Genomic DNA, 19,768 nt, shown 5'->3' with positions numbered 1-19,768 from the left:
GTGGACGCTCAGCAGGTTGCGCAACAGCTTGACGGATTGGATCTCGGACATCGAATCTCCGGGTGATCGTGGCTTTAAGCGAGATTCTTATATATCAAATGTTTAATGAGATATGTACTGTACTGAGGAGATTTTTTAAAAAATGAATTGAAGTCAATATTTTTATTCGCCACTCTTTATTCTGTTGAGGTACTTAAGTACTTCATTACAATCGTTTGTAGGAACTAATTCATTGCTTATAAATAAATCATTAATATAAAATATTAATTTTTAAAGATTTTTTAAAACACTGAATTGAAGTCAATATTTTTATTCGCCACTCTTGATTCTGTTGAGGTACTTACCTTTACGTTTATGGAAAGCCGTTCATCCGAGCATGTGATGTAACCGCGCCGTTTATCAATAAGCATTGCCCTGTCAAATCAGGTTATGTATACGGACGAAGGTTTAAGGATGCATAGTAAAACGCAGTACGACTTTACTAAGTCGGGACATCCTCGTTAAACCTACGCGTCGGTAGTGATTTTCGAAAAAAACCATCTTAGGTATTAAAGTAATGAAGGTATTGCAAGTTATAAACTCTTTATCATACGGCGGAGCTGAAAAGCTTGTGTATGAGCTAGCTAGTTATTTAAAAAAAAATGATTTGGAAATTGATGTTTTAGTTCTAAGTTTAAATAGTGATGTATATTCGAATAAGTTGTGCCGCCTAGGCATCAATGTCAATGTCCTTGCGAAAAGTAATTTTGACATTAAGATTTTATGGAAAATCAAACGTTGTTTAGATGAATATGACATTATTCATGTACATTTGTTTCCTGCATCTTATTGGGTGAGTTTATGCGCGCGACTATTTCAATATAAAGGCAAGTTAATATTTACGGAACATAACACGCACAACAGAAGAAGAGATCGCCGCTTTTTTCGTATTATTGATTGGTTTGTTTATAATAGATACGATGCCATTTTGGCCATAAGTCGAGGCGTAAAAAAATCGCTTTGCACTTGGCTTCCTTTGATTGAAAAGAAAGTTTTTGTTATCCATAACGGAATAGATATAAATCATTTTTCTAACGCTAAAAGCGCTCAAATTTCAAATTTATTTACGGCTGAGCGATCTGAGCTTGTAATCTTGTTAATGGTTGCCTCGTTCAGAAAAAGCAAAGATCAAGATACAATCATTGAAGCACTTAAACTGTTACCGAAGAAATATCATTTGTTACTCGTAGGGGGCGGTGAAAGAGAAGGCATACTAAGATCTAAAGCGACGGCTCTTGTAAAGGATCGTGTGCACTTTTTAGGATTTCGCAAAGATGTTGCTGAAATTATGAAAGCATGTGACGTGTATGTCCATTCTGCCCATTGGGAAGGTTTTGGCCTCGTTGCTGCTGAAGCAATGGCGGCAGGGTTGCCCGTAGTGACTTCAAATATCGATGGGTTATCGGAAGTCGTCGGCACTGCCGGGGTTTTCTTTAAGCAACATGACCCTAAAGATTTGGCTTTAAAAATTGTTGAAGCCCAATCAAACAGACAATTTTTTATTGAAATGGGAGGTAAGCAAGTGTTGAATTTTAGTGTCGAAGCATTTGCTGAAAAACACCTGTTTTTATATCGGTCACTTTACTGAATCAGAATCTTTGCGCGATCCATACGTTCCATGCGGAAGCGTTTTTGACAGGCCGGCTTACGCCGTGTCATCGAGATCTTATGGAATGTCGGGATTCAGACCCTCGTCACCACGCCGTGCAGCTATCCTGACAATTGGCGAGACATCAGGTGGCGAGTAGTCCCGCTTGAGATGATCTATCCGGGCTGGTGCCTACATCTACTTTCTGCTGGCCGGTGGTCGGGGAAAATACAAACCCCTTGAGGGTATCGGAGAATTCCTTGAGGAGACTTTCATGCATACGCATCATCGTCATCGGCGGCCTCGCTCGCTCGCTGCTTAACTTTCGCGGCCCACTGCTCAAGACCTTGGTTGAGCACGGCCATGACGTCATCGCCTGCGCCCCGGATGCGCCGCCCGATGTACGCACCGGGCTTACCGAGCTGGGCGTGCGCTACCGTCACATCCCGTTGGCCCGAGCCGGCCTCAACCCTTGGGGCGATCTGCAAACCCTCCGGGCGCTGCGACGGCTGTTCCGGGAGGAGCGGCCGGACTGCGTCCTCGCCTATACCGCCAAGCCAGTCATTTATGCCTGTCTCGCCGCGCGCGGATCCGGATATCCGCCGGTGCATGCCATGATTACGGGGCTGGGTTATGGCTTCGGCGGGCTGTCGCGGCGGCAGCGGTTGATCGGGGCAATCGTGCAGGGGCTTTACTGGATGGCGCTCCGACGCGCGGCTGGGGTGCTGTTTCAGAATCCGGATGACCGCGATCTCTTTGTCGCGTCGGGTCTGGTCCCGCCAACCCTGCCGGTGACGCTGATCAACGGCTCCGGGGTGGATTTGGCCGCCTATCCGCCCTGTCCCTTGCCAGATGAACCGGTCTTTCTCCTGATCGCGCGCCTGCTCGTCGACAAGGGTCTGCGCGAGTACCAACGCGCGGCGCGACGGCTCAAGGCGCGCTATCCGCAGGCGCGCTTTCTCCTGGCCGGTGAGCTGGACCCGAATCCGATGAGTATCGGCGCGGCGGAGCTGGCGGCCTGGCAGGCGGACGGAACCATCGAGTATCTCGGTGAGCTCGACGACGTGCGCCCGGCCTTTGCGGCGGCGCGGGTCTATGTGCTGCCGTCTTTCTATCGCGAAGGCACGCCACGCACGATCCTGGAGGCGATGGCGATGGGGCGACCGATCGTCACCACCGATGCGCCGGGGTGCCGCGAGACCGTGATCGACGGGGTGAATGGCTTTCTGGTGCCGGTGCGCGACGACGCGGCGCTGGAGACGGCGCTGGAGCGGTTCATCCTCGATCCCTCCTTGGCTGAACGGATGGGGCGGGAGAGTCTGATGATCGCGCGGGAGAAATACGATGTGCATAAGGTCAATGCCGTGATCATGGCGGCGATGGGGTTGGGTTGACGGGGGGAAGGCGTCAGGCTGTCCGCGCGTGATCGGCGTCTGCGCGGTCGGACGGGGGTTCTTGATGCCGAGAGACGGACGGCTTTCTGGCATGCGTTCGGCCCTTCCGCTGGGGAGGGGCCAAGCGGTTACGCCTGAATCTGGCACAGGGCGTTTTCGTACCGGAGTGCGTTCGTCGGTTAGCCAAAGCGTATGCGCCGCAGGATTTTGCCGAGATGAAGCGCCTGTTCCCGGCGGTTGACAAGGTTGGCCCGCTGCATGTCTTCGATATTGGCGGTCACAAGCTACGTTTGATTGCCGTGGTGCAGTATCGGGCGCAAAAGCTCTACATTCGATCTGTGTTGGACCATATTGATTACGACAAAGGCAACTGGAGGGAATAGCGATGTCCACGCTCGTTAAACAAGCCAGCGAGCACTGGCGCTATGTAGCCCCGTTGCTCAGGAAGCCAGCCAACGAGGATGACGATGACGAACTCGCCGAAGCGTTGGACGAGCTGCTTGCCCTCGTTCGCGACGATGAGAACCACCCGCTCGCCAGCCTCGCCTCGCACATGGGTGACCTGATCGAAGCCTATGACGAGACACGCCGACCCATCCCAAAAGGCCGCGGTGTGGACGTCCTGCGCTATCTGATGCTGGAGCATGAATTAACCGAGGCGGATTTGCCCGAGGTCGGTCCACCGTCCCTCATCAGCGAGATTCTTCGCGGTCAACGTCAACTCGACATTCATCATATCCGCGCTTTATCCGATCGTTTCGACGTGCCGTCGGATGTGTTTTTCTGAAGTTTTGTCGGGTGGATCAGGCGCGTGGCCGGGCTTTTCAGATGGCGTCAGGATTCGCCCGCGCCGCCTCCACCGGACCGCGGGGGGCTGGTCGGGCGTTGCGGCGGATGCGCTGCGCTGAGCCACCCTCTAAATTTACCAAATCGTGGCGAGGAGCGTGAAATCCCGCAGTTTCTGATCGATGGTCACGAGGATTGCGTGGTGCTCCAGGGTCGTTGCCGCGATCAATCGATCGGCTGGATCGGCGTGGGGCAGATCGATGGCGACGGACCTAGCCGCAATGGCCGGCGTGATGGGCAAGACGCGCGTGCCGCGGGCGTCTAGCGCGAGCTGGCAGAAAGTCTGGGCATCGGTGCCCGGACTCAGCCGGCCCTTCGTGATCAGCATCGCGATCTCCCACAGGCTGATATCGCAGCAGGCTAAGGTGCCTGCCGATTCACCCTGGAGTAAGGCGTCGACAGCGGCGGAGCTGAGACGCTCCGGTGTCAGTGCATCGTCGATCAGGGTGCAAGTGTCCAGCAGGATGATCACTGGGCGGCGCTCCAATCCGCCTCGACCGGGCTAACCACGTCACCAACCAGTGCGCCGGCACTCAAGCGCGCAAGCTGCTCCTTCGCCGCTGCTCGGCGATCCTTGACAGGCATCAACCGGACGACCGCTTCGCCCCGTCGCGTCACCATGATCTCCTCGCCGGCTGCCGCACGGGCGATGTAATCTGGCAGATGGCTGCGTAATTCGGTGATGTCGATCATCTGCATATGGATTTCGCCTCAAGATGCACAACCAGGATGTTCAGATCATAATTCAAAACGTCGGGGATGCGATGGGAACGAACCGCGCTTTATCCGATCATTTCGACGTCCCGTCGGATGTGTTTTTCTGAAGTTTTGTCGGGTGGATCAGGCGCGTGGCCGGTGTCGTCAGAACATCCCCGGTGTTGGTCGCGCCGCATCCACCGAACCGCTGATCCACCCGACGCAACGTGCCCATCCGCGGACGCTGGCGACACGTTGATCGCTCTCGGTACCCAGGGAAAAACAGAATGACCATCCACGATTCCGGCGATAAACGCCTGTTCTCGCACCCGGAGATGATCCGCGATCTGCTGGTGGGGTTCGTCCATGAACCCTGGATCGCCGATCTGGATTTCGCCAGCCTGGAAACCTATCGCGGCGAGTTCGTCGATGACCGGCTCCAGCAACGGCGCAACGATGTCCTCTGGCGGCTGCGCTGGGGACCGGACTGGCTCTACGTCTATGTGCTGCTTGAATTCCAGTCCGGGGTCCATCCGTTCATGGCGGCGCGGCTGTCCACCTATCTCGATCTGCTCTATCAGGATCTGATCCGGGGTCGACAACTCGGGCGTCGCCGGCGCTTACCGCCGGTGCTGCCCATCGTTCTCTATCATGGGCGGCGACGCTGGACCGCCCCCACCGACCTGGCCGATCTGATCGAACCCGCGCCAGCCGGGCTGGACGCCTACCAGCCCCGCTTGCGCTATCTGCTGATCGACGAAGGCGCTTATGCCGACGCCGAGCTGGCGACCCAGCGCAATCTGGCGGCGGCCTTGTTTCGTCTGGAGAACAGCCGGGGTCCGGAGCCGGTGCGCGAGGTACTGAGCGCGCTGGCCGACTGGTTAGGCGATCCGGAGCAGGTGGAGCTACGACGTTCTTTCGTGCTCTGGTTGCGCGAAGCCTTCCTCAAAACCCGTCTGCCGACGGTCCAATTTCCTGAACTCGGTAACCTGGAGGAGATCCGTATCATGTTGACTGACCGCGTACTCGACTGGACCCAACAATGGAAACAGGAAGGGCTGCAAGCAGGTCGACAAGAAGGCTTGCAAGAGGGCTTGCACTCGGAACGGCGGATGCTGCGGCGGCTCATCCGCCGTCGCTTCGGCGAAGGCGTGGCGATCCAGAGTACCCCGTTACTGGAGCGGATCGCGCAACCGGAGGTGTTCGAGGATCTTGGCGAAGCGTTGCTCGATTGTCCGGATGACCGCGCCTGGCTGGCGCGGCTGCACGCGGCCGTGGAGGAAAACGGGTGAGCGCTCTCGCGTTTTGTCGGGGGGATCAGGCGCGTGACCGATGGCGTCGGAAATCCACCGATGCTGGCCGCGCCGCCTCCACCAGACAACGGGCGGCTGATCGGACGTTGTGGTGGATGCGCTTCGCTTATCCACCTGACGAAACTTCGCTGATCCACCCGACGAAACTCAGATCGTTGTCGTTGTCGTTGTCGTTGTCGTGATCGTGATCGCGGTCTCGACATGACGAATATTCGATGACGACAACGACAACGAGGATGCCCCGGTCTCGGAACTTGGGCAGCGAAGCACTAGCCTGTTTGATGGAGGCTTTGGGTCACTGCCATTAAGTTAAGCCGTTCGTGGTGAGGCCATCGAACCATGAACGGCTTAACGCTCAGAGGCTTAGGATTTTCCGCCCGCCCTTCGACAAGCTCAGGGCGAACGGAAAATCCTTAACTTAATGGCAGTGAGGCTTTGGGTGGATGCGCTTCGCTGATCCACCCGACGAAACTGGAAAAAGAAAAAAGGCATTGCCATGCTGCGGATCGGAGATGGCCCTCCGGCAAGTGCGGAGCTTCACTGGTATGAGGCTCATGGTATTGGAAAGGTCAAAATTAAGGTAAAGAGATGGCGATGAATTTTGTGGTGTGCCTGCAAAAAGACGATTTAGGTGATCTCTCCGGCGACGATATTCATGTCGGGCGTCTTTATGAAGTGGTGGAAATGCATGCTGGGCATGGCATGGTTAGAGTCATTGATGAATCGGGAGAGGATTATCTCTATCCTGAAAACTGCTTTGAGCCGGTTCTTCTCAGTGAATCGGTTGCGCAGCGGTTAAGTCAAGTCCTGTCTCACCATTGAAAAATCTGTTTAGCCGGGCAGGAAGGATGCCTGATCAGAATCGTCGTTCGATCTGCCGAGCCGTGGCGGCTCTTCACGCGCGGACCATCGAGCAAGGATTTCTATCGATTTCTATCGACCCTGGGTCCGAGATTCTTGAGCCCGTGGTATCAGGCGATCGATGAAAGATCCTTGCCATGGTCTGCGAGCTGGCGGTGGATGCGCTTCGCTGATCCACCCGACGAAACTCGAAAATTGATCAAGCCCGATGTCGGGTGATAGCCAAAGGGATGAATCTTCATGAGAGCATTGCGACAAATCTATGACAGTCTTCCGCCGATGATCGAAATCCCAGAGGATTTACACCGTCGGCACGTCGAAGTCGTCTTTCTGGAGCTTGAGGAAACCGACACACCAAACGTTTCACTAAAATCTGATTGGCCAGAGGGACTTTTTGAACGCACAGCCGGTGCTTGGCATGGCGAGCTGTTGCGTGAGGACCAAGGTGAGTACGAACAACGTCAGGAGATCGAGTGATGTGGCTCCCAGACACGAACGTCTGGATTGCCTATCTGAACCCGAGGCCATCACCTGTTAAACAAGTGATGCGCGCGCATCCGGCGTCCGATATTTATCGATGCGATGTCGTGAAGGCGGAACTTTTCTTCGGCGCCTACAAGAGTCAACGCATGGAGGCGAACCTCGCGGTATTGGATGACTTGTATCGACATTTCTGTTCTTTGCCGTTCGATGGTGCGGCGGCGCGTGAATTTGGCAAAATTCGCGCCGAACTCCAGCGTGGCGGTACGCCAATCGGTCCTTATGACCTGCAGATAGCCGCGATTGCTCTCGCGCATCATTTCACGCTCGTGACGCACAATATCGACGAATTCAAGCGAGTCCGAGGACTGCGATTCGAAGATTGGGAGTCCGGTGTTGTTTGATTGCTTTTGGTGGATGCGCTGCATTTCATCAACCGCTCATGGTATTGGGCCAGTAGGGTGGATCAGGCGCGTGGCTGGTGTCGTCAGAGAATCCCCGGATGTTGGTCGCGCCGCATCCACCTGCGAGCTTGCTATGATCTGCGGGCTGGCGGTGGATGCGCTTCGCTGATCCACCCGACGAAACTGACGATCACGCGAGAGGAGTACGATGTGCATAAGGTTAATGCCGTGATCATGGCGGCGATGAATCTGGAGCGGGAGGACGGGAGGAATGCCTGATCAGGATCGTCGTTCGATCTGCCGAGCCGTGGCGGATCTTCACGCGCGGACCATCGAACAAGGATTTCTATCGACCCTGGGTCCGGGATTCTTGAGCCTGCTGTATCAGGCGATCAACGAAAACCCCGAGAGCGCGCTGATTGTCGCGTATGAAGACGGCGCGGTGTGCGGATTTATCGCGGGTACGTTGAACCTGAAACAGGTGTATCGCGGTTTGCTGCGCCGCTGGCCGGCGTTGTTCGTGGCGCTTGCCCCGTCGCTGCTGATTCCGACCCGGCTGTGGCGAATCATCGAGATTTTGCGCTATAGCCGGGGAGCGGGAGCGGATTCCGTCTCCTTGCCGGAAGCGGAATTGCTGAGTCTGGCTGTCTTGCCGTCTTACCGTGGTCGGGGGCATGCCGAGTCGCTGTATGCGGGATTAGTGCGTTTTTTCGCGGATCGACAACAGGCTGCGTTCAAAATCGTCGTGGGCGCGGAGCTTGCGCAGGCGCATCGTTTTTATCGACGGATGGGGGCCGAGCCGAGGGCTGAGATCGCGCTGCATCAAGGGGCATCCTCGACCGTGTATGTTCAGACCTGTACCGCGGGGGATATCGCGTAGGGGCGACTTCAGTCGCCCACTTCGGTCCGGAGCGGCAACCTTGAGTCACGACCATTCACGCACTTTACGGCAACCTCAAATCACTCGTCGCGACCCTCCTGATACCCTTTCCGCTCCTCCTCGGGCTGCTGATCCTCGGGTTGATCCTGCTGGCGATCGGGCGACGGCGGAGCGGTTGGGGTGTGATGACCGGCGCGCTCTTGTGCCTGCTACTCGCCTCCTGGCGTCCGGTGGCCGATGCGGTGTTGGCGCCGCTGGAAAATTGGCATCCGCCGCTCGTCGATCCCACCGGGCTTGACGGGGTTGCGGCGGTGGTGGTGCTGGGCGGCGGCTGGTGGCCGGATGCGCGGTGGCCGATCAGCGCGCAACTGGAAGAGAGTTCGGCGATTCGACTGTTCGAGGGGGTGCGCCTGCTGCGTGTCTTGCCGGAGGCGCGCCTGGTGGTGAGCGGGGCGAGTCGCGGCGGCGAGGTGGCGCCGGTGGCGCTCGGCTACGCAGAGGCGGCGCGGGCCTTGGGGGTGCCGCGGGAGCGGATTCTGGTGTTGGACACGCCGGTCGATACCGCCGGGGAAGCCGATGCGGTGCGGGAGGCGCTCGGGATCGGGCCGCGGTTGGTGCTGGTGACCTCGGCCTCGCATATGCCGCGGGCGGTACGGCATTTTCGCGCGGTCGGACTCGATCCGATTCCGGCGCCGACGCATCGTCGCGCCGGGCGCGCGAACGGGGAACGGCTGCGCGACTGGGTGCCGTCGACGGAAGAGTTACGCAAGACCGAAACGGCGTGGTATGAGTATTTGGGGTTGTTGGCGTTGGGGTGGGAGCATCCCAGAAGCCGTTAACTCTCAATGCGCAAGGCAACCAGCGATGAGACAGACCATCGGCGCGCCACTGAGCGAGGAGGTGCGGGAGGCGCTCGGGATTGGGCCGCGGTTGGTGCTGGTGACAACCGCGACCGACCACCGACAGGGCCGATGCGCCGAGACAATCAAGGGTGCTGGAAACTTTCATTCAATGAAAGTATCTTGCACTTCATGCAAACCCTGACCGAAGCCATCATCACCGCGGGCTGGCGCGAGCGCATCCTCAGCGAATCCCAGTTGGCGCGTCTGCTCGGCGGCTCGGCACAGCGCCGCTACAACCTGGTCAATCGCGCCCTGCATCGCGGCGAGCTGATCCGGCTGCGGCGGGGGCGCTATCGCTTGGCCACCGCCATGGCCGGCACGGCGCCGCATCCCTTCGTGGTCGCGCAGGCTCTGCGGGCCGGATCCTACGTGTCGCTGGAATCGGCCTTGAGTTTCCACGGTTTGATTCCAGAAGCCGTGCCCTCAACGCTGTCCGTCGTCCCGGGTCGGCGGCGCGACGAAATGACGGTTCAAGATCTTGGAACCTTTCTTTTCTGGCCTCTGGCGCTGAATCCGGGCTACTTTCTCGAAGGTGTCGAGCGGGTCGTACTCGACGGACAGGCGGCACTCGTGGCCGGACCCTTACGCGCCCTGCTGGATCGCTGTTGCCTGTTCAGATCGGATTGGCCGGGACTGGCGGATCTGCTGCACAGTCTGCGCATCGACCCGGACGGCTTGGCCGCGTTGCGAGCCGATGATTTGGACGCCTTGAGGCCGGTCTATCGGCATCGACGCTTGCGCACCCTGATCGATGCCATGCAACGGGAGCTGACGTCATGATCGATCTACTGCGCCAGCGGCTCGCCGGCTACGCCGCGACCGATGCACGGCAGGAAGAGCAGGCACTGAAAGAGATCCTGCAGGAGGTCGCGCTCTATGCTCTCTGGCGTGCCGATTTTTTCGAGGTCGCGGCCTTTCAGGGTGGCACCAGCCTGCGATTGTTGCATGCATGCACTCCTCTGCCGTCCCTACCTCAAGGGTCGGGATTGGTTCGATTTCGGCTGGTACGTCGCCCAAGGCGCGACACCGAATCTTCCGCATCTCGCCGCCGCCCTCGATCAGTACGGTCCGTGGCAGGGGCAGAGGCAGGGCGTGAAGCTGGATCGGATCTGGTTGGAGTCGGCCTTGCTCGAAGGCATTCGCGCGATCGACTGGCCGGTGGCCGCGCGGGATGTGGCGCCTTTCCTGGCGGCACCCGAGCAGGCCGGACTGAAATTGTGGAGCGAGCGGTTTTTCGCCGGCAAGGTGGCGAAACTGGTGCTCGGGCTGGAAGCGAGGCGTTAAGCGACCTGGTGGTCCGGCACTTCGGCTCCTGACCCTCATCAAGAAGAAAGGGATTCAAGCCATCGCTTGAACGCCTGCGGGTTACGCCGCTCACGTTCGGACTCGGTAAACCCTTCGCGCTGGTGACGGTGGCGTCTCTCTGCCGGGTGCGCGCCTCACCACCCATCAGTTGTGCGTAGCCAGGGCTTCCAGCCCTGGAAAACCAGGCCAGGATGGCCTGGCTACGCAGGTCTGAGCGCGCGTTCCTGCTGATTTGGAGAAACTGATAGGTGGCAAGGGGTGCGCATATGGCGTGACTTGGCGGCACGGTTTCAGGCGTAGAATGGGCAAAACCTGATCCTGAGCGAAGCCGAAAGGCTCAGGGCGAACGGAACATCCTTAACGTAATGGCAGTGATACAGTCGCGAGGAACCTAAGGAATGAATATGTTGGATTTGATTGGTCGCGACCGGCCGTTGTTCGATGTCGACATCGGCACGCATGAGGCGGAGCTGTCGGCGCGTGTGGCACAGGGGCGGTTTCTGGTCATCGGCGGGGCCGGCTCGATCGGCCAGGCGGTGGTGCATGAGATCTTCAAGCGCCGCCCGCGCGCGCTGCATGTGGTCGATATCAGCGAGAACAATCTGGTCGAGCTGGTGCGCGATCTGCGCAGCACGCTCGGCTATCTCGATGGCGACTTTCGCACCTTCGCGATCGATTGCGGGTCGGTGGAATTCGCGGCGCTGATGCGCTGGAGCGGGGGCTACGATTATGTGCTGAACCTGTCCGCGCTCAAGCATGTGCGCAGCGAGAAGGATCCCTTCACCCTGATGCGGATGGTGGATGTCAACATCCTCAACACCATCGCGACCATGGCCCAGGCCCAGGCGGGCGGGGCGCGCAAGTATTTCTGCGTCTCGACCGACAAGGCGGCCAATCCGGTCAACATGATGGGTGCCAGCAAGCGGATCATGGAGATGTTCCTGATGCGCGCCAGTCTGGAACTGCCGATCTCCACGGCGCGCTTCGCGAATGTCGCCTTCTCCGACGGCTCGCTGCTGCACGGGTTTAATCAGCGCTTCGCCAAACGCCAGCCGTTCGCGGCGCCCAACGACGTGCGACGTTATTTTGTCACTCCGCAAGAGTCGGGCGAGCTGTGTCTCATGTCCTGTCTGCTCGGGGAGAACCGCGACATCTTTTTCCCCAAACTGAGCGAGCGGTTGCATCTCATCACTTTCGCCGAGATCGCCGAACGCTACCTGGCGGCCCGGGGCTATGATGCGTATCCCTGCGCCAGCGAGGAGGAGGCGCGGGCCTGTGTCGAGGAGCGGCTGGCACGCCAGCAATGGCCCTGCTGCTTCTTCGCGAGCGACACGACCGGCGAGAAGGATTTCGAGGAGTTTTATACCGACCGGGAAACCCTGGACATGCGCCGTTTCGAGAGTCTCGGGGTCATCGAGAACGAGCCGATCTTCGACGCGGCCAGACTGGAGCGCTTCCTGGGGCGAATCGAGACCCTGAAGTCCGGCGGACGTTGGGAACGCGAGGCGTTGGTGGAGTTATTCCATGTCATGTTGCCGGATTTCGATCACAAGGACACGGGGCGCTATCTCGATGATAAGATGTAGGGACGACTTAAGTCGCCCCTACAACCCTACAGCACACGTCGAAGAACTGGAAGGCAAATGAGCAAGGAGACCGAGCACTTCGCGCGAGGACTGGTCGCGACGATCCGGGCGCGCTATCGCACGGATGATTTTATCCCTCTGCACGCGCCGCGCTTCGTGGGGCGGGATCGCGAATACGTCCTGGAGGCGCTGGACAGCGGGTTTGTGTCCTCGGTGGGACGCCATGTGGATGCGTTCGAGGCGGCGCTCAGTGCCTTCACCGGCGCGCGCTTCGCGGTGGCGACCGTCAACGGCACGGCGGCGCTGCATACCGCGCTGTTGCTGGGCGGCGTGCGCTCCGACGAAGAGGTTATCACGCAGTCGATCACCTTCGTGGCGACCTGCAACGCGATCCGCTATTGCGGCGCCCATCCGGTGTTCGTGGACATCGACCGAGCGACCCTGGGCTTATCGCCCGAGAGCCTGGACGCCTTTCTGAGCGAACACGCCGAGATGCGCGACGACGGTCTGTGCTGGAATCGGGACACCGGTCGGGTCATTCGTGCCTGCGTGCCGATGCATACCTGCGGTCATCCGGCGCGCATCGACCGTATCGCCGCCGTCTGCGCGGCGTGGAATCTGGTCTTGATCGAGGATGCGGCTGAGTCGCTGGGCAGTTTGCACCAGGGCCGGCATACCGGGCTGTTCGGCAGGATCGCGGCGCTCAGTTTCAATGGCAACAAGATCATCACTACCGGCGGGGGCGGCATGATCCTGACCGACGACGAGGCCCTCGCACGCCATGCGAAGCATCTGACGACGACCGCCAAGCAGCCGCATCCCTATCTTTTCATCCATGACGAGGTGGGCTTCAACTATCGGCTGCCGGCGCTCAATGCCGCCCTCGGCTGCGCCCAAATGGAGGTTTTGCGGGATGTCATTGAGCGCAAACGCGCCCTGGCGGAGTATTATGCGGTCTGGTTCGCCGAGACGTATCGCGAGTTCGTGCGCGAGCCCGCCGAAGCAAGCTCCAACTATTGGCTCAACGCCTTCCTCACCGACGACCGTGACGAGCGGGATTTCATCCTGGAGTACACCAATACGCGGGGCGTGATGACGCGCCCGGTCTGGACCCCGATGCATTCCTTGGCGCTCTTTCGGAACTTCCAGCGCGCCGAGCTGCCGAACAGCGAATGGATCGAGGCAAGGTTGGTGAAGCTGCCATCGAGCGTACCGCCGGACTGATGGTCTGATGATGAACAACACTGTCCATCCTGAAAAATCCTGTTCGTCTTGCCTCGTCTGAAACGGGACGGGCGATCAGTTGGATGACGAATATTCAGGATGCCATGCTCTTTACTAACAATCGCTTAGAGATCATCGCCGATACGTGGCTGCGTTCTTCGGCGCTATCCTCGGTAAAATCGAGATTGATGTAGACACATCGCACAAGGAGTTCTAACGCATGAAGGCAGTGATTCAAGCTGGCGGCCGGGGCGCTCGACTGAAGCCCTATACGCTGATCCTTCCCAAACCCATGATGCCGGTTGGCGAGTTGCCGGTCATCGAGATTCTGTTGCGCTGGTTGCGTCGCAACGGAGTGCATGAAGTCCATGTGACGACGGGGTACCTGGGCCATTTGCTGCGCGTCTTATGCGGCGACGGCAGCCGCTGGGACATGCGCATCGAGTACACCGAGGAGAAGGAGCCGCTGGGCACCGTGGGTGCGCTGGATCTCTTGCGCGACCATTTGGACGAAACCTTTCTGGTGCTCAACGGCGATCTGATCACGGATCTGGATCTGCGGGCGCTGCTGCGCTTTCACCGGGAGCACGACGACGAGCTGACGATCGCCGTGACGGAGACCTTGGTGCCCGTCAACATGGGCGTGTTCGAATACGAAAAGGACGGCTGTGTCTCCGCGTTCCGCGAAAAACCGACATTGAGCTATGCGGCGAACATGGGCGTGTATTGCATGGAGCCCAGTATTCTGGACCTCATCCCCAAGGGGGTGCCCTATGGTTTCGACGATCTGATGTATCGCATGCTGGATGACGGCCGCGGCGCGCGGGTCTATCGGCATGTGGGGCAGTTCATGGATATCGGGCGGCCGGAGGACTTTGCGCGCGCGCAGGAGCTGGCCGAGCGTGGCGAGCTGCCGATGCAGGGGGCGCATTGACCATGAATCGATCTCTCAAGCGAACGATGGATGTCGTGCTGGCCCTGCTCGGGCTGATCGTCGGCGCGCCCTTGATGGCGCTGATTGCACTGCTGGTTCGGCTGGATTCGCCCGGCAAGGCCATCTTCTCGCAGCCGCGGCTGGGATTGGGCGGACGGCTGTTCCTGATGCATAAATTCCGCAAATTCCCTGATCACTGGGGGACTCAGGGCGCCGCGGTGACAGTGGCCGCCGATGCGCGCATGACCCGCCTGGGGCGCATTCTGGAACGGACCAAGCTCGACGAGCTTCCGCAGCTTTGGAACATCCTGCGTGGTGACATGTCGTTTGTCGGCCCGCGTCCCGAGACTCGCGAGTTCAAGGATCTCTTCACCGGCGCCTTTACCCAGGTGCATGACTATCTACCGGGCATCTTCGGTCCCAATCAGGTGGCGTTTCGCAATGAATCGCGCCTCTATCCACCGGATCAGGATCCGGAAACCTTCTACCGACAACAGTTGTTCCCGCAAAAGGCCCGCAACGATCTCGAGTATTTCAGCCGCGCCACGGTGATCTCGGATGCGCTGTGGATCGCGCGGGGTCTTTGGTGCAGCCTCGTTGGGGTGATCGACTGGCAACGGATGCTGCGGTTGAGCGGCAGAGTTTTCGTTGCGGATTTCATGTTCATCCAATTGGCCTGGCTCAGCGCAAATCTGCTACGTTTCGAGGGTCTGCCGAGCGGTTATCACCAGCATGTGTATATCACTGGGACTTGGCTGTTGCCGCTGATGATCCTGCCGACGATCGTTCTCGCTGGCAATTACCGCAGCAAGGTGCGACATTTCTCATTGACCGACACCATCCGGCTGGTGGTTTCCGGATTCGTGGGCTGGTCCTTGGCTTATTTTGCATTGCTGACGACGTTCGAGCGCAATGCGTCGATCGGGATCGGCACCACCGCCTTCCTGATGACCCTGATTCTGATGATCACGGCGCGCATCCTGTATGGCGAACGCTGCAAGCGTCTGATGACCGCGCCGGACGACGCCGAGCAGTACCGGACCCGCGAAGGGGATCCGAGGTGCGTGGTTGCCCTTTACGGCGCCGGACACCGCGGCGTGGCCCTCGCCAATTTACTGAGCGATGGCTTCTCCAACGCACGGGTCGTGGGCTTCCTGGATGACAACGATCGCGACCTGAGTGGCCGGAGCATCGCTGGCTACCCAATCCTGGGCTCGGAGCGGGATCTCGACACGGTGCACGCCGTCCATCGGATCGATCAGCTCTGGGTGAGTTTTGAGCCGAATCGGCATAAAGATCGGCGCCTGCGGGAATGGTGCGAAAAGAACGATATTTTTTTCTATGTCCTGCCGCTCGCCCAACCCTTCCGGTCGCTCTCGAGGCTTTCCGAGGTCGCCTCGCCATCCGTGGCGGAGAAGGAGACGTCCACCTCACTGACGACCGAGGCTGGTTACAGGCATGCAAGGATGGAGGTTACTTAGAAACTGTCCATTTTCTAATTCCCGATTCCTGAACCGCATCGTTGTCAGTTGTCAGTTGTCGGGGGCGTCGATCATCGTTTCGGCCATCGCTCGTTGTCGTTGTCGTTGTCGTTGTCGATGACCCGATTACGACAACGACAACGACAACGACAACGGGAACATTGACGCATCTGCAAGCATTTGGCGCCCTCAAGCAATCTGGGACATCGGGGTGGGATACCCGCCCCCGAAACACTGGCCGGATCGATGATCGAAGCCGTTGTCGGGTAACCGTTTCAACCTCTTGCGAACGGGTATTCCCTCCTCGTTTCGGGTGTGCCCGTCGTGCGCCGATCAAATCGGGAATGTATTGATGGACACTTTCTTAACAGTACAGTCGCTGAAATCCTGCCGGCTCCGCGCCGGAGGACAACATCCGGGTTGCCAGACAGATGTCTGGTAACCCGTCTGTCTTTCTCTTTCGCCGCGGACTCCGCGGCATCGTCCAATGACGCCGTGACCACTAAGGAGATTTCCGGAAAAGTGTATACCCATGCCAAAGGCTTCAAAATGGACAGGATTAAAAACAGCTTTTTACAAAATCCTGTCCATCCTGGAAAATCCTGTTAATCCTGTCCATTCACCTCCTTCCTGTTGGGTGGGTCGATTGTTTTCAGAACATCACCTAAAACCCGCCACACTGACCGAGCGATACCCGTTGTCGATGCCCCATCACCCATCCGATCCGAACCCCACTGACATGCTCTTACTGCCATCCGGCGAATGCCGACCGTGATAAAGGCTTGGTTCCAGCGTGCGCGCGCGCGCCTCCTGGTCTTTCTGCACGACATGCTGATGATCCCGGCGGCCTGGGGTCTGGCGTATTGGATGCGTTTCAATCTCGCCTATGTGCCGCCGGAATTCATTGAGGAAGCGATCGACACCCTGCCGCTGGTGGTGCTGGTGATCGGCTCGGTCTACTGGGCCTTCGGACTCTATCGCGGGGTCTGGCGCTTTGCCTCGATGGACGACCTGGCGCGGATCGCCCAGGCGGTCCTGGTCGGCACCACCCTGCTTTTGTTCCTGCTCTTCGCCTTCAACCGGATGGCCTATATTCCGCGATCCTTGCCGGCGCTCTTCGTGATCTTTCAGCTCATGCTGCTGGCCGGGCCGCGCCTCCTGTATCGCTGGCTGAAGGATCGGCGTCTGGATTTCAGCGGCGGGCAGCGGGTTTTGATCGTCGGGGCCGGACGCGCGGGCGAGATGCTGGTTCGGGATCTCTTGCGGGATCGCCATTCGGGCTATGTGCCGGTGGCCTTCGTGGACGACAAGCCACACCGTCAGGGCGGGGTGGTGCATGGCGTTCCGATCCGTGGCGCGACCCAGGATATTCCACGGCTGGTCGAGACCTTCGGGATCGATGTCGTCCTCCTGGCGATCCCGAGCGCCTCCACGGGGGAGATGCGTCGGCTGGTCGAGCTCTGCGAGCGCGCCGGGCGGCCCTTCCGCACGGTGCCTCAGATCCAGGAGCTGATGGCGGGTCAGGTGGCGGTCAAGCAGTTGCGGCCGGTCTCGATCGAGGATCTGCTCGGGCGCGAGCAGGTGACCCTGGATTGGGAGGGGATCCGGCGCGGGCTGGCGGATCGCGTGGTGCTCGTCAGCGGGGCGGGCGGCTCGATCGGCTCGGAGCTGTGTCGTCAGCTACGCCGCTGCGGGCCACGTCGGCTCATCTTGCTCGATCATAGCGAGTACAACCTCTACCGGATCGAGACGGAGCTGCTGGATCGCCCGGATGCAACGATCCTGACCCGCCATCTGCTGGATGTCACCAACGCCGTCGCGGTCAACGATCTTTTTGAGCGGCTGCGGCCGGATGTGGTCTTCCACGCCGCCGCCTATAAGCATGTTCCCTTGCTGGAGGACCAGATCCAGGCGGCGCTGCACAACAATGTGATCGGCACCCAGGCGATCGCCACCGCAGCCGACACCTGGGGCTGCGAGCGTTTCGTCCTCATCTCGACCGACAAGGCGGTCAATCCGTCGAATGTGATGGGCGCGAGCAAGCGTTTCGCGGAGCTGCTGTGTCAGGACATCCAGGCGCGTTCCGCCTGTCGCTTCATGACGGTCCGCTTCGGCAATGTTTTGGGATCGACCGGGAGCGTGGTACCGCGCTTCCAGCAGCAGATCGAGCGTGGCGGACCGGTGACCGTGACCCATCCCGACATCGAACGCTTTTTCATGACCATCCCGGAGGCCTGTCAGTTGATCATGCAAGCGGCGGTGATCGGCGAGGGCGGAGAGACCTTTGTCCTCGACATGGGGGAGCCGGTGAAGATCCGCTATCTGGCCGAGCAGATGATTCGCCTGTCGGGGCGCAAGCCGGGGGACGACATCCTGATCGAGTACACGGGGCTTCGCCCCGGCGAGAAGCTGTTCGAGGAGCTGTTTTATCCCACGGAGGGCTTAACGTACACGCCGCACCCACGCATCCACATCGCGCGCCAGACCGAGACGCTTGACGCGGATCGGCTCGGATCCGCCCTGAAGGATTTGCGCCAGACGCTGGCCGATCGCAATGATGAGGCGGCGGCGGCGGTACTCGGGCGGGTCGTTCCCGATTGGCATTCCGGATAGCTTCACCGCGAGCAGGGTGTCGGGATCGGCGCGTTGAACCCGCCGACGCACCGCGTCGCTCGGGGAGCCAAATTTGAGTGTCAGCAGGTGCAGAAGAACGGTCGCCTCGCCTTCCTGACGCCCCTGCATTCTGACATCGGCAGGCGCTTCCAGGGACTAGACTTAGACATAGGCGACCTCGCCTGGATTCTCCGAGGTGCTCTTTGATTTTTTCTATCAAGGACGTGGCAACCATCCCTGATTGTGAATCCATTGGCCAGAACCTATGATCGATCTTCACTGCCATCTGCTCCCCGCCATCGACGATGGCGCGAGAGATCTTGAAACGGCGCTTGAAATGGCGCGCATTGCGGTCGCTGACGGCATCACCATGACCGCCTGTACCCCGCACATTTATCCCGGGCTCTTCGACAATACCGGCGAAGCCATCAAGCGCCATGTCGAGAAGTTGCAAAGGGAACTCCAGGATGCCGACATTGCGCTTGAGATCACCTACGGCGCGGACATACAAATCGTTCCGGAAATGGTCAGCGGCCTTCGCTCGGGGCACATGCCCACACTGCACGGCTCCCGCTATTGCCTCTTCGAGCCGCCCCACCACACGGCTCCCGCGGGTTTCGCCAGTCTGCTGTTCGATGTCCTGGCGGCGGGCTATATCCCGGTGATCACGCACCCCGAAAGGCTCACCTGGCTCAATGACGATTATTATGACTGGTTTGCCGACGCCGTGATTAGCGGTGCCTGGATCCAACTGACCGCGGGTGCGTTGACCGGTCGTTTCGGACGCAACCCAACCTATTGGTCAGAGCGCTTCCTGGACGATGGCCTGGTGCATATCCTCGCCACGGATGCGCACGATACCAGGCATCGCGCGCCGCTCCTGAACGAAGGGCGAGTCGCCGCCGAGCATTGGGTCGGTGCCGAGGAAGCGCATCTGCTGGTCAGTGGTCGCCCGCAAGCCATCATCGCAAACCTTGAGCCCATGGCGATCCCCCCTCCCCCCGCACTTCGGCTGCCGACACGGCAGCGGGCTTCAGGAAGACAGCACCAGAGTTGGTTGAGACGGTTTTTTTCGGGATGACTCGGTTGCCGTTGGCAGGGCGAGCGCGCTTAAACATTCCGTTTTTCGGGTAGTTGACGGATGATCGCGAGAAACGACTATCGGAGTTTCTCATGTCAGCCAGCCTTCTTGAGCATTTTGCGTCCCTGGAAGATCCCCGGA

Annotated in this window: 21 protein-coding genes; 18 read left to right on the top strand and 3 right to left on the bottom strand. The window is 59.0% G+C overall.

Annotated features, from left to right (window positions below; genetic code table 11):
• Positions 1–556: 556 nt before the first annotated feature.
• The 4 genes from CCR95_RS17880 to CCR95_RS17865 all read left to right on the top strand — a co-directional run bounded on the left by CCR95_RS17880 (position 557) and on the right by CCR95_RS17865 (position 3,808).
• Positions 557–1,627 carry a glycosyltransferase gene (locus CCR95_RS17880; RefSeq protein ID WP_201096912.1) on the top strand — a complete coding sequence of 357 codons (1,071 nt, stop codon included), beginning with the start codon at positions 557–559 and terminating at the stop codon, positions 1,625–1,627.
• Positions 1,628–1,887: 260 nt separating this feature from the next.
• Positions 1,888–3,021 carry a glycosyltransferase family 4 protein gene (locus CCR95_RS17875; RefSeq protein ID WP_207188674.1) on the top strand — a complete coding sequence of 378 codons (1,134 nt, stop codon included), beginning with the start codon at positions 1,888–1,890 and terminating at the stop codon, positions 3,019–3,021.
• A gap of 86 nt (positions 3,022–3,107) precedes the next feature.
• The gene (locus CCR95_RS17870) at positions 3,108–3,404 is read left to right on the top strand and encodes a type II toxin-antitoxin system HigB family toxin (RefSeq protein ID WP_338115432.1); all 297 of its coding nucleotides are present in this window, start codon (positions 3,108–3,110) and stop codon (positions 3,402–3,404) included.
• Between the two features lie 2 nt (positions 3,405–3,406).
• Complete coding sequence (locus CCR95_RS17865; protein WP_201096908.1) at positions 3,407–3,808, top strand: helix-turn-helix domain-containing protein; 402 nt, start codon at positions 3,407–3,409, stop codon at positions 3,806–3,808.
• A gap of 135 nt (positions 3,809–3,943) precedes the next feature.
• Here the strand turns inward: CCR95_RS17865 and CCR95_RS17860 are convergent, their stop codons facing one another.
• Both CCR95_RS17860 and CCR95_RS17855 read right to left on the bottom strand, forming a co-directional pair.
• Positions 3,944–4,339, bottom strand: a complete 396-nt coding sequence (locus CCR95_RS17860) for a PIN domain-containing protein (RefSeq protein ID WP_201096906.1) — start codon at positions 4,337–4,339, stop codon at positions 3,944–3,946.
• Complete coding sequence (locus CCR95_RS17855; RefSeq protein ID WP_201096904.1) at positions 4,336–4,566, bottom strand: type II toxin-antitoxin system Phd/YefM family antitoxin; 231 nt, start codon at positions 4,564–4,566, stop codon at positions 4,336–4,338. The genes CCR95_RS17860 and CCR95_RS17855 overlap by 4 nt, the downstream gene beginning before the upstream one ends.
• 284 nt (positions 4,567–4,850) lie before the next feature.
• Between CCR95_RS17855 and CCR95_RS17850 the strand changes: the two genes are divergently transcribed.
• The 7 genes from CCR95_RS17850 (at position 4,851) to CCR95_RS17820 (ending at position 10,183) form a co-directional block, all read left to right on the top strand.
• Complete coding sequence (locus CCR95_RS17850; protein ID WP_201096903.1) at positions 4,851–5,855, top strand: Rpn family recombination-promoting nuclease/putative transposase; 1,005 nt, start codon at positions 4,851–4,853, stop codon at positions 5,853–5,855.
• 609 nt (positions 5,856–6,464) lie between these two features.
• Entirely contained in the window at positions 6,465–6,698 is a 234-nt protein-coding gene (locus CCR95_RS17845; RefSeq protein WP_207188673.1) for a hypothetical protein, read from the top strand.
• A 279-nt stretch (positions 6,699–6,977) separates the two neighbouring features.
• Complete coding sequence (locus CCR95_RS17840; RefSeq protein WP_201096899.1) at positions 6,978–7,214, top strand: hypothetical protein; 237 nt, start codon at positions 6,978–6,980, stop codon at positions 7,212–7,214.
• Positions 7,214–7,621, top strand: coding sequence for a type II toxin-antitoxin system VapC family toxin (locus tag CCR95_RS17835; protein WP_207188672.1), 408 nt, complete (start codon positions 7,214–7,216; stop codon positions 7,619–7,621). The genes CCR95_RS17840 and CCR95_RS17835 overlap by 1 nt, the downstream gene beginning before the upstream one ends.
• 271 nt (positions 7,622–7,892) lie before the next feature.
• The gene (locus CCR95_RS17830; protein ID WP_201096895.1) at positions 7,893–8,501 is read left to right on the top strand and encodes a GNAT family N-acetyltransferase; all 609 of its coding nucleotides are present in this window, start codon (positions 7,893–7,895) and stop codon (positions 8,499–8,501) included.
• Positions 8,502–8,686: 185 nt separating this feature from the next.
• A complete protein-coding gene (locus CCR95_RS17825) occupies positions 8,687–9,340 on the top strand; it encodes an ElyC/SanA/YdcF family protein (RefSeq protein WP_201096893.1) in 654 nt (217 codons plus the stop codon).
• Between the two features lie 192 nt (positions 9,341–9,532).
• Entirely contained in the window at positions 9,533–10,183 is a 651-nt protein-coding gene (locus CCR95_RS17820; protein WP_201096914.1) for a type IV toxin-antitoxin system AbiEi family antitoxin domain-containing protein, read from the top strand.
• Between the two features lie 5 nt (positions 10,184–10,188).
• Here CCR95_RS17820 and CCR95_RS25495 read toward each other — a convergent pair whose 3' ends face one another.
• Entirely contained in the window at positions 10,189–10,350 is a 162-nt protein-coding gene (locus tag CCR95_RS25495) for a hypothetical protein (protein WP_242523323.1), read from the bottom strand.
• On the opposite strand from CCR95_RS25495, the gene CCR95_RS17815 reads away from it, so the two are divergent.
• The 7 genes from CCR95_RS17815 (at position 10,349) to CCR95_RS17785 (ending at position 19,627) form a co-directional block, all read left to right on the top strand.
• Positions 10,349–10,687, top strand: a complete 339-nt coding sequence (locus tag CCR95_RS17815; RefSeq protein WP_242523322.1) for a nucleotidyl transferase AbiEii/AbiGii toxin family protein — start codon at positions 10,349–10,351, stop codon at positions 10,685–10,687. The genes CCR95_RS25495 and CCR95_RS17815 overlap by 2 nt on opposite strands.
• A gap of 425 nt (positions 10,688–11,112) precedes the next feature.
• Entirely contained in the window at positions 11,113–12,294 is a 1,182-nt protein-coding gene (locus tag CCR95_RS17810; RefSeq protein WP_242523321.1) for a UDP-N-acetylglucosamine 4,6-dehydratase, read from the top strand.
• A 57-nt stretch (positions 12,295–12,351) separates the two neighbouring features.
• Positions 12,352–13,518, top strand: a complete 1,167-nt coding sequence (locus tag CCR95_RS17805; RefSeq protein WP_201096884.1) for a LegC family aminotransferase — start codon at positions 12,352–12,354, stop codon at positions 13,516–13,518.
• 220 nt (positions 13,519–13,738) lie between these two features.
• Entirely contained in the window at positions 13,739–14,452 is a 714-nt protein-coding gene (locus tag CCR95_RS17800; protein ID WP_201096877.1) for a nucleotidyltransferase family protein, read from the top strand.
• 2 nt (positions 14,453–14,454) lie between these two features.
• Complete coding sequence (locus tag CCR95_RS17795) at positions 14,455–15,933, top strand: sugar transferase (RefSeq protein ID WP_201096875.1); 1,479 nt, start codon at positions 14,455–14,457, stop codon at positions 15,931–15,933.
• 762 nt (positions 15,934–16,695) lie between these two features.
• Positions 16,696–18,546: a nucleoside-diphosphate sugar epimerase/dehydratase gene (locus CCR95_RS17790; protein WP_201096869.1), complete on the top strand. Its 1,851-nt coding sequence runs from the start codon at positions 16,696–16,698 to the stop codon at positions 18,544–18,546.
• Positions 18,547–18,811: 265 nt separating this feature from the next.
• Positions 18,812–19,627 carry a tyrosine-protein phosphatase gene (locus tag CCR95_RS17785; protein WP_201096868.1) on the top strand — a complete coding sequence of 272 codons (816 nt, stop codon included), beginning with the start codon at positions 18,812–18,814 and terminating at the stop codon, positions 19,625–19,627.
• Positions 19,628–19,768: the final 141 nt, after the last annotated feature.

It is taken from the genome of Thiocystis minor, assembly GCF_016653465.1.
Classification (GTDB): domain Bacteria; phylum Pseudomonadota; class Gammaproteobacteria; order Chromatiales; family Chromatiaceae; genus Chromatium; species Chromatium minus.
This window is presented reverse-complemented; position numbering and strand designations above follow the sequence as displayed.

What these genes read in the sequence shown, in the direction of transcription:
- CCR95_RS17840 (WP_201096899.1), top strand. Translation starts at nt 6,978, where the DNA reads ATGAGAGCATTGCGACAAATCTATGACAGTCTTCCGCCGATGATCGAA.
- CCR95_RS25495 (WP_242523323.1), bottom strand. Translation starts at nt 10,350, where the DNA reads ATGCAACAATCGCAGGCTGGTGCCACCCTGAAAGGCCGCGACCTCGAA.
- CCR95_RS17865 (WP_201096908.1), top strand. Translation starts at nt 3,407, where the DNA reads ATGTCCACGCTCGTTAAACAAGCCAGCGAGCACTGGCGCTATGTAGCC.
- CCR95_RS17805 (WP_201096884.1), top strand. Translation starts at nt 12,352, where the DNA reads ATGAGCAAGGAGACCGAGCACTTCGCGCGAGGACTGGTCGCGACGATC.
- CCR95_RS17880 (WP_201096912.1), top strand. Translation starts at nt 557, where the DNA reads ATGAAGGTATTGCAAGTTATAAACTCTTTATCATACGGCGGAGCTGAA.
- CCR95_RS17790 (WP_201096869.1), top strand. Translation starts at nt 16,696, where the DNA reads ATGCCGACCGTGATAAAGGCTTGGTTCCAGCGTGCGCGCGCGCGCCTC.
- CCR95_RS17830 (WP_201096895.1), top strand. Translation starts at nt 7,893, where the DNA reads ATGCCTGATCAGGATCGTCGTTCGATCTGCCGAGCCGTGGCGGATCTT.
- CCR95_RS17815 (WP_242523322.1), top strand. Translation starts at nt 10,349, where the DNA reads ATGCATGCACTCCTCTGCCGTCCCTACCTCAAGGGTCGGGATTGGTTC.
- CCR95_RS17820 (WP_201096914.1), top strand. Translation starts at nt 9,533, where the DNA reads ATGCAAACCCTGACCGAAGCCATCATCACCGCGGGCTGGCGCGAGCGC.
- CCR95_RS17800 (WP_201096877.1), top strand. Translation starts at nt 13,739, where the DNA reads ATGAAGGCAGTGATTCAAGCTGGCGGCCGGGGCGCTCGACTGAAGCCC.
- CCR95_RS17795 (WP_201096875.1), top strand. Translation starts at nt 14,455, where the DNA reads ATGAATCGATCTCTCAAGCGAACGATGGATGTCGTGCTGGCCCTGCTC.
- CCR95_RS17855 (WP_201096904.1), bottom strand. Translation starts at nt 4,566, where the DNA reads ATGCAGATGATCGACATCACCGAATTACGCAGCCATCTGCCAGATTAC.
- CCR95_RS17845 (WP_207188673.1), top strand. Translation starts at nt 6,465, where the DNA reads ATGGCGATGAATTTTGTGGTGTGCCTGCAAAAAGACGATTTAGGTGAT.
- CCR95_RS17785 (WP_201096868.1), top strand. Translation starts at nt 18,812, where the DNA reads ATGATCGATCTTCACTGCCATCTGCTCCCCGCCATCGACGATGGCGCG.
- CCR95_RS17850 (WP_201096903.1), top strand. Translation starts at nt 4,851, where the DNA reads ATGACCATCCACGATTCCGGCGATAAACGCCTGTTCTCGCACCCGGAG.
- CCR95_RS17825 (WP_201096893.1), top strand. Translation starts at nt 8,687, where the DNA reads ATGACCGGCGCGCTCTTGTGCCTGCTACTCGCCTCCTGGCGTCCGGTG.
- CCR95_RS17835 (WP_207188672.1), top strand. Translation starts at nt 7,214, where the DNA reads ATGTGGCTCCCAGACACGAACGTCTGGATTGCCTATCTGAACCCGAGG.
- CCR95_RS17810 (WP_242523321.1), top strand. Translation starts at nt 11,113, where the DNA reads ATGTTGGATTTGATTGGTCGCGACCGGCCGTTGTTCGATGTCGACATC.